Source organism: uncultured Corynebacterium sp. (assembly GCF_902489365.1).
Taxonomy (GTDB): domain Bacteria; phylum Actinomycetota; class Actinomycetes; order Mycobacteriales; family Mycobacteriaceae; genus Corynebacterium.
The window spans coordinates 26888-35442 of the sequence record NZ_CABTZR010000019.1 but is presented as its reverse complement, the minus strand read 5'-3'; the positions used below and the strand labels follow the sequence as shown (position 1 = coordinate 35442).

6 protein-coding genes and 1 pseudogene are annotated in these 8555 nt (G+C 59.9%); 2 read left to right on the top strand and 5 right to left on the bottom strand.

From position 1 onward, the window contains the following. Positions 1–204: pseudogene (locus tag RDN59_RS04685) on the top strand (hypothetical protein); the annotation flags it as partial. Between the two features lie 117 nt (positions 205–321). Here RDN59_RS04685 and gyrB read toward each other — a convergent pair. From gyrB to dnaA, 5 genes are all read right to left on the bottom strand, one after another. Continuing rightward, positions 322–2370, bottom strand: a complete 2049-nt coding sequence (gyrB, locus tag RDN59_RS04680; RefSeq protein ID WP_308606834.1) for a DNA topoisomerase (ATP-hydrolyzing) subunit B — start codon at positions 2368–2370, stop codon at positions 322–324. A gap of 129 nt (positions 2371–2499) precedes the next feature. Further along, on the bottom strand, positions 2500–3042 hold the full coding sequence (locus RDN59_RS04675) for a DciA family protein (protein ID WP_158381873.1): 543 nt from the start codon (positions 3040–3042) through the stop codon (positions 2500–2502). Further along, complete coding sequence (gene recF / locus RDN59_RS04670; protein WP_308606833.1) at positions 3035–4213, bottom strand: DNA replication/repair protein RecF; 1179 nt, start codon at positions 4211–4213, stop codon at positions 3035–3037. The genes RDN59_RS04675 and recF overlap by 8 nt, the downstream gene beginning before the upstream one ends. Before the next feature lie 5 nt (positions 4214–4218). Further along, the gene (dnaN, locus tag RDN59_RS04665; protein WP_046648700.1) at positions 4219–5400 is read right to left on the bottom strand and encodes a DNA polymerase III subunit beta; all 1182 of its coding nucleotides are present in this window, start codon (positions 5398–5400) and stop codon (positions 4219–4221) included. A gap of 574 nt (positions 5401–5974) precedes the next feature. Beyond that, the gene (dnaA, locus tag RDN59_RS04660; protein WP_158381875.1) at positions 5975–7615 is read right to left on the bottom strand and encodes a chromosomal replication initiator protein DnaA; all 1641 of its coding nucleotides are present in this window, start codon (positions 7613–7615) and stop codon (positions 5975–5977) included. Positions 7616–8411: 796 nt separating this feature from the next. On the opposite strand from dnaA, the gene rpmH reads away from it, so the two are divergent. Next, entirely contained in the window at positions 8412–8555 is a 144-nt protein-coding gene (rpmH, locus tag RDN59_RS04655; protein ID WP_003847033.1) for a 50S ribosomal protein L34, read from the top strand.

Genomic DNA, 8555 nt, shown 5'->3' with positions numbered 1-8555 from the left:
TCCGATTTTGGCACCTACCTCGATGGGCGCAGCGGCGAAGTTACAGAGGCCCTTATGTCTGCAGCTGATAAGTCCGCCGAAGACATTAAAGCCCCCGGTATCGCGCGGACCTACAAGTCGCTGCGCGGCAAGGCCTCGTCCATTGTGGAGCCTCACGTGGCGACCATCGGCCGCGTTCTGCAGCGCCACATGGATACCGTATAAGTGGATTAACTATCCGGGCCCCAGGCACCGAAGAACAAAAGACCAGCACCTCCTTCTGAGGGCTGGTCTTTTCTCTGTTTTCTCTTGTTCCCCTATGGGCTCGTGCTCTGAGACGCCTTAGACGTCGAGGAAGCGAACGTCCTTCGCACGGCGGGTAATGAAGGAGCGGCGAGCGGCCACGTCATCACCCATCAGGATGGAGAAGAGCTCATCGGCGCGCTGCGCATCTTCCAGATCCACGCGGCGCAGGACGCGGGTGGTCGGATCCAAGGTGGTCTCCCACAGCTCGGCGGCGTTCATCTCACCCAGACCCTTGTAGCGCTGGATGCCGTCGTCCTTGTTGATTTTGCGGCCCTCTTCCAGGCCCTCAGCCAGCAGCTTGTCGCGCTCAGCATCGGAGAAGGCGTAGCCCGGCTGGCCCTTGGCCCACTTCAGCTTGTACAGCGGCGGATTCGCCAGGTAGACGTGACCATCCTCAACCAGCTGCGGCATGAAGCGGAAGAGCAGGGTCAGAAGCAGCGTGGCGATGTGCTGGCCGTCCACGTCGGCATCGGCCATGAGCACGATCTTGTCGTAGCGCAGCTTCGAAATGTCGAATTCTTCGTGGATACCGGTGCCCAGGGCGGTGATGATGGCTTGGACCTCAGCGTTCTTGAGAACCTTGTCCATGCGGGCCTTTTCCACGTTGAGGATCTTACCGCGCAGCGGCAGGATGGCCTGGAACATGGAATCGCGGCCGCCCTTCGCGGAACCACCTGCGGAGTCACCCTCCACGATGTAAAGCTCAGAAAGCTTCGAATCCTTGGAGCGGCAATCCGCTAGCTTGCCGGGCAGGCCGCCGAGGTCGCCGGCGGACTTGCGGCGAACCAACTCACGTGCCTTGCGAGCAGCTACGCGGGCATGCGCGGAGGACACGGCCTTGTTGATAATGACCTTGGCCTCAGCCGGGTTGGCGTCAAACCAATCGTTGAGGTGCTCGTTGACGGAGCGCTGGACAAATCCTCGAATCTCCGAGTTACCCAGCTTCGTCTTGGTCTGGCCTTCGAACTGCGGATCACCAACCTTGACGGAAATCACGGCGGCAAGGCCCTCGCGGCAGTCTTCGCCGGAAAGGTTGCCATCCTTTTCCTTGAGGAGCTTGTGCTCCTTGGCGTAGCGGTTCATCAGGGAGGTCAGCGCCGCGCGGAAGCCTTCCTCGTGCGTGCCGCCTTCATGGGTGTTAATGGTGTTGGCAAAGGTATGGACGGATTCCTTGTAGCCCTGGTTCCACTGTAGAGCGATTTCGACCTCGTGGTCCTCACCCTTGGCGTCGAAGGCAACGATGGTGGGGTGAATGGAGGTCTTGTTCTTGTTGAGGTGCTCAACGTAGTCCTGCAGGCCATTCGGATAGTGGTAAGTGACTTCCTTCTTCTTCTTAGAAGTCTTGTCCTCGCCGTCCTCACCCTCCTTGGCGGACTTATCCTTATCATCGAGGGAGCTGAGGCTGACGGCGGCATCGCCTGCCTCGGCGATCTCTTCAAGCTCGGCCTGCTCCTTGGAGATCGCGCGCTCGTCACGCAGAACAATGGTCAGGCCCTTGTTCAGGAAGGCCATCTCCTGCAGGCGGCGAGCGATGGTGTCGTAGTTAAACTCGACGGTTTCAAAGATCTCCGGATCCGGCCAGAAGCGGATGGTGGAGCCGGTACCGCGAGCATTATCGCCTTCAACGAGCTCCTCGGGAATAGCGTTGTTGAAGTTCTGGTACCAGTGCTTGCCATTGCGCTTGATGTCCGCCTCAACACGAGTGGACAGGGCGTTGACCACAGAGATACCCACGCCGTGGAGACCACCGGATACGGCATAAGATTCGGAGTCGAACTTACCGCCCGCATGCAGCTGGGTCATGACTACCTGGACGGTAGGAGCACCGGAAGCATGCATCTCGACTGGGATGCCACGGCCGTTATCGATAACTTCAACGCCACCATCCTCACGGAGGGTGACAATGACCTTGTCGGCATAGCCCGCCATGGCCTCATCGACGGAGTTGTCGACGATCTCCCAAATCAGGTGGTGTAGGCCGCGGGCACCGGTGGAACCGATGTACATACCGGGGCGCTTACGGACGGCTTCGAGGCCCTCCAGAATTGTAATTGACCCCGCATCATATGCGTGTTGTTCAGCCACGGATTCGTGTACTCCTTTTGGCTAGAGCTAAATCTAAGACTTTAGCCATTCTACACTGTGTCCCCCCACGCGAGGACAGTGCACGCCCGTGAGAGCCCCAAATTTGCGTGAATTTCGCGATCACCCCGATCAGCCGTACGTATCCTGTGAGCCTTGCGGCTTGACCCACTGGCGGCCCTCATAGTTACGGTGCTGCTTGGGCCCTTGAATGTGGAGCTTAACCACCACGTCCGGCCCCAAACGGTCCGCGATCTTCTGCAAGATAGGCCGCTGCAGGTAGCGCAGCTCAGTGGCCCAGCTGGAGGAATCGCACGCCACGTAAACAACCTGCTCCTTGATGTTCAGCGGCTGAGTATGCGCAGCGATGCGCTCGCCCACGAGGTTTTCCCAATTGCCCATGACCCAGCCATGAGCTAATTCGTGTTCCCAGCCGCGCTTGCCAATCTCGCGTTGGATCTGCGCGCCCAGGCTAGGGATCTCGAGGCTCCGGCGCCGGCGGCGCCCATCGGGCCCACTCGGCCTACCGCGCCGATAGGGCTTGGGCTGCTGCTCTTTCGATGTAGCCGCCAGGTTCATCTTAGGGGCCGGTTTATTGAGCTTCGGCGGATTTTTCGACGTGTTTCGGGTGCGCTCAAAGAGCGCTTTGACCGGATCAAACTCGTGCTCAGTCATTCTCGTCACCACCCGCATCGTACGGTGCGATCTCTGATACCCGGCCCTCGTCGGTATCGCGCACGCTGACAGTGAAGCGCTCGATGGGCTGCAGGTTGCCGGGCAAATCCTCATCCACCGCCGCGGTGATGAGTACCTGTTCCGCACCCGCGGCGAGGTGGACCAGCTTCTCCCGGCGCTTCGCATCGAGCTCAGCAAAGACATCGTCGAGGATGAGAATCGGATCAGTGCCATCCTGACGCAGCAGGTTGAACTCCGCTAGGCGCAAGGAGATGGCATAAGACCAGGTCTCACCGTGGCTGGCAAAGCCCTTGGCGGGGCTCGTCCCCAGGTTGAGAACGAGGTCATCGCGGTGCGGGCCGACGAGTGAGATCCCGCGCTCGATTTCGCGCTGGCGCTTGGTAGCGAGTTCGGTCAGCATCATCGCCTCAATGACCTCGCGGTCGGAGGTATCCACGGTGGATTTGTACTCGATGGCCGCCGGGCGCGATTCCGGGGCCAGGCCAGCATAGGCGGCAGGGATGAGCTCGCGGAGTTCGTCGACAAGCGCCAGGCGTGCCTGGATCACCTGCGCGCCGAGCGAAGACAGCTGCGTATCCCACACGTCGAGGGTGGCTAGTGCTGAGGCGCCGTCGCTGTCGTTGTAGCCGCGGCGCAGACTCGGTGACGCCGACTTCAACAACGCGTTGCGCTGCTTGAGCACCTTGTCATAGTCGGCCTTGATACCCGCCAGGCGCGGCGTGCGGGAGGCAATGATGTCATCCAAATACTGGCGGCGCGTTGCCGGTTCGCCGCGCACGAGGGATAAATCCTCCGGGGAGAAGAGCACGGTTTGCACCACGCCTAGCAGTTCCCGCGGGGTTTTCAGGCGCGTGCGGTTGATCTGCGCCTGGTTCGCCGCGTGGGGTTTGATGAGCAGGTGCGCGGTAAGCTCGCGCCCCTGGTTGACCGCCGTGGCGGAAATGCGGGCGTTGGTTGCGCCGTGGCGCACGAGGGGGGCGTCGTGGGCGACGCGGTGTGAGGATAAGTGGGCAACATAGCCGATGGCCTCAACGATATTGGTCTTGCCAAAACCATTGCGGCCGACAAAGAGGGTAATCCCCGGTTGCAGCCTGAGAGTGAGCTCGGGCCAGGAGCGGAAGTCCCTGACATCGAGATCGCGAATAAACATATGGCCTAGCCCGGCAAGCGCACTGGCATCAGCAGGTAGGTGAAGTCAGTCTCCGGGGTGGGGAACGAGCCATCCTCGTTGGCCTCCGGCAGCTCCTCCGGCTCCGGAATCATAATCGCCGGGCGCGAGGGCTCGGTAAAGCCGAAGACCACGCGGTCCGTGTGGACCACGGCCAAGCCATCCTTGAGGTAGGACGGGTTAAACGCAATGACGAAGTTATCGCGACCATTGAAAGCACAAGGCAGGGACTCGCTCGCGCGGCCGGAATCGGCGCCGGCGGCCAAGGTCACTTCACCTTCGCTGAACTCCATGCGGATCTGGGCGTTGCGGTCCGTCAGCAGGGACACACGGCGGATGGCTTCCTGCAGCGGAGCAACTTCAATGCTGGCCATGGCCGTGTGGGTCTTGGGCAGCAGGGGTGCCACATTCGGGAAATCCGCATCGAGCATACGCGTGGTGGTCTCGCGGTTATCGGCATGCAGGCCAAACAGGCCCTCGGCCGCGATGTTCTCACCGGTGCCCACGGCGATCTCCACCGGGATGTTGAGGTGCGTGTCGAGGGAGCGGCCGGTCTCCTGCAGCGTCTTGGCTGGGACGAGAAGCTTAGCCTCCACGTCGGGGGAAACCGGATCCCACTCGAAGGTACGCATGGCCAGGCGGAAGCGGTCCGTCGCCGTCATCTGCACGTGGGAGCCATTGATGTCGATGTGCACGCCGGTGAGCATGGGCAGGGTGTCATCCTTGCCAGCAGCGGCGACGACCTGGCTGATGGCTTCCACGAAAAGCTGCGGGTTGATGGTACCGGTGACCTCCGGAAGGACCGGCAACTGGGGATAATCATCCAGCGGGATAAGCGGAAGCTCGAAGCGTGAGGAACCACAAACCAGGAGAACCTTGTTGTCCTCCTGCGTCATCTCAATTTCCTTGTTGGGCAAGGAGGCCACGATGTCAGAGAGCAACTTACCGGCCACCGCGATACGGCCCGGCTCATCGACCATGCCGGCGATGCGCACGCGAGTGGACACCTCGTAGTCGAAGCCTGTGAATTCCAAACCATTGTCATCCGCGGTGATCAGCATGGCGCGCAGCACCGGCTGGGTGACCTTCGATGGTAGGCTGCGCGCAACCCACGCGACAGCGTTGGCGAGGTCATCTTTGGCAACGCGAAATGACACGGACTGCTCCATGGTGATGAGACGCTCCTCTAGTTCCGGATGGAAGATTCTTGCAAGCTCACTCCAACTTACAGGATCAGCACCGAACCACAGGAGTTTTGTCATTCGCCCTCTTCGGCCCTCGATGAGACCGCGCGGCCAGGCTGGTCGCTGGCGAATCACACACATCCTCTTTCTTCTTAGTTAGGGAGAAAACAAAATAGGAGTAGTAATAAGCGCTGTGGGATCTGTGGACAACCCAGCAAAGGCCAAGCTCTCAGCCGCCAACCGATCTGTGAGTCAGGGTGTGAGATCACTGTGATCAAATGACAAGAAATGTGAGTAACTCGGTCGGGGCCGAAGTTATCCACAATCCATCCCCAGATCTATCGCTGCTGATCACAGGGTTGCTCACAAGGCCAAAGGAGCCGCTGATCTGCTGTGGAAGAAGAAAATGTGATGAGGATCTACGAATTACAACAGTGGAATTACACAGCTGTGAATAACTATGTGGATAAGTTTTCGCCGATCAAAAAAGACGCCCCAGCCCACGCCCGCGGGGAGGTTGTGCGGGGTGGGAGGGGGCGTCGCCAAGCGCCGTGCGGTTCTAGCGCTGGTTGTGGTTCTTCACGCGCTGAGTCAGCGCCTGGATCTCGTCGTAGGTGTTGCGGTTTTCTGTCATCTCCTTGCGGATCTTGCGGTCAGCATAGATGACGGTGGTGTGGTCCTTGCCGCCGAACTGATCACCGATCTTCGGCAGGGACAGCTCGGTGAGTTCGCGGCACAGGTACATAGCCAGCTGGCGGGCGTGAGCAACGGCCCGCTTCTTACCGGAACCGCGCAGGGTGTCCACGTCGATGTTGAAGTAGTCTGCCGTGACCTCGATGATGGCCGCCGCGGTGATCTGGCGATCTGCAGAATCAGGGGCCAAATCGTGCAGGGCAATCTCCGCCATCTCTAGGCTGATCGGTTCATTGACCAGGGAAGAATAGGCAGACACACGAATGAGCGCGCCTTCCAGCTCGCGAATTGAGGATTCGAAGCGGGAGGCGATGAGCTCGAGGACCGAGCGATCGACGTCTGTGCCGTCCGCTGAAGCCTTCTTCATGAGGATGGCGATGCGGGTTTCTAAGTCTGGTGGCTGAATATCCGTAATCAGACCACCCTCGAAGCGGGTGCGGAGGCGATCCTCCAGCGTCGTTAGCTGCTTCGGCGGGCGGTCGGAAGACAAAATGATCTGCTTGTTGGCCTGGTGCAGGGCATTAAAGGTGTGGAAGAACTCTTCCTGCGTGGATTCCTTGCCTTCTAAGAACTGGATGTCATCGACCATGAGGATGTCCAGGTTGCGGTAGCGGCGCTTGAAGGACTCCTGGCGGTCATCACGCAGCGAGTTGATGTAATCGTTGGTGAATTCCTCCGAGGACACGTACTTCACCCGCAGGCCTGGGTGCAGGACCTGGGCGTAATTGCCGGCTGCGTGCAACAGGTGCGTCTTGCCCAGCCCGGAGCCGCCCCAAATAAAGAGCGGGTTATAGGCGCGGGCGGGGTTTTCCGCTACCGCCACGGCGGCACCGTTGGCAAAACGGTTGGAGGAACCGATGACGAAGTTCTCAAAAGTGTGTTTCGGGTTGAGAGACTTTTCGTGGTTCGGGTTATGCGCGGGTTCCTCGCGCGGAATCCGCGCGCCGGCTGCCTCCGAGTAGTCCGGGTAGCCGCTGGGAGCGGTGCTCTGCTGCTCGCTGTAGTGCTGCGCCAACTCATCCAGACTGGCCGGGGAATGCGCGGCATCCCACGAGCGCGGCTGGTGATGAGCGGGTTGGGCCGGCTGGGCCGGTGGCGTGGGCGGCATGGCTTGCTGGAAAGACTGAGCCTGGTGGCCCATGCCGTACTCCGGTGCCTCGGTTTGAATGGGGCGTTGGGGCGCGGGAGCTTCGGGCTCTTCCTGCGGAGCAGGCTGCGGGGGCGCGGCAATGGTCACGGCCAAGGAACACGGCCGGCCCATGTGCTGCGACAGAGCGCGGGTGATGTACTCCCCCAGCTCAGCCTCAAGAACACTCTTGGCATTCTCGTGCGGGGCGGCAATCAACGCGTAGCCATCCCCGATCATGATGGGTTCTACGAGCTGGAGGTTGAGGCGTTGGCTGTGGGTGAAGTTGGGAACGTCCGAGTTCGGTTGTTCGGACTGTGCCAGCAGATCACTGACCACAGCTTTCCAGCTGGCCCTGAGGGCTGCTTGCGGATCAGACAAAACGCCTACCTTCTGTGTGCTTCACGGCCACGCGGTGCCGGCGGATGAGGCCGGCCACAGCTACTTACGTGCCCAAAAGAGAGGCTTCAGGGCCGCAGTATGTACTGCGTGACTGTGGGTTGGATCGGGGACGGATGGACGGATGAGGGAGAGACGGGGATGCGGAAATTCCAATTTCTTGTGATTTCCACTGGGGATTCCACACGATGTTTTAGTGTGTAACCTCGGATTCCACAAAGTTATCCACAGGTGTGAATAGGTGGTTTATCCACAGCCTATCTCATGGCTGTGGATAACTTTACATCGGCTCCTTAATGCAGGTGACCTGCGTAAATGGCAAAAGTCTCAAGTTAAGATTGAGAGTTATCCACACCCTGTGGGCGGCTGTGGAATTAGATTCCTCAGTTGTACCGCGTTATGGGGATGCTGTCTAACGCACTTCTCTGCACGCCTGGCGCGACCGCGGCTCGTCCGTGCCACGGTCGGTGGGAGGAGACATTGACCGCGCAGCATGTGGGTGAAAAGTGGCGCTCTAGCTGCGGATAAAAACATCCTTGTAATTTCGGGGACACCCAGTGTGTCGATTTGTTTAGCGCGCTACCTGTCACGTAACCTGTGATGGTCTATCGCAACAGTGCATGGTGCACATGTTGCATGTGGGAATGCCTCGCCACGCCTCATGGCGCTTCACGTGCGAAGCCTCATCCCCACGTACACCATTCATCAGTGGATGTTTAAGCCCGAGCGTCGCTGGCGCTGGGCTGTGCCATCCACCTACAACTTCAAGGAGTTAATCGTGGCAAAGGGTAAGCGTACCTTCCAGCCGAACAACCGTCGTCGCGCTCGCAAGCACGGCTTCCGTACCCGCATGAGCACCCGCGCCGGCCGCGCTATCGTCGCTGCTCGTCGCAAGAAGGGTCGCGCTAAGCTCACCGCTTAA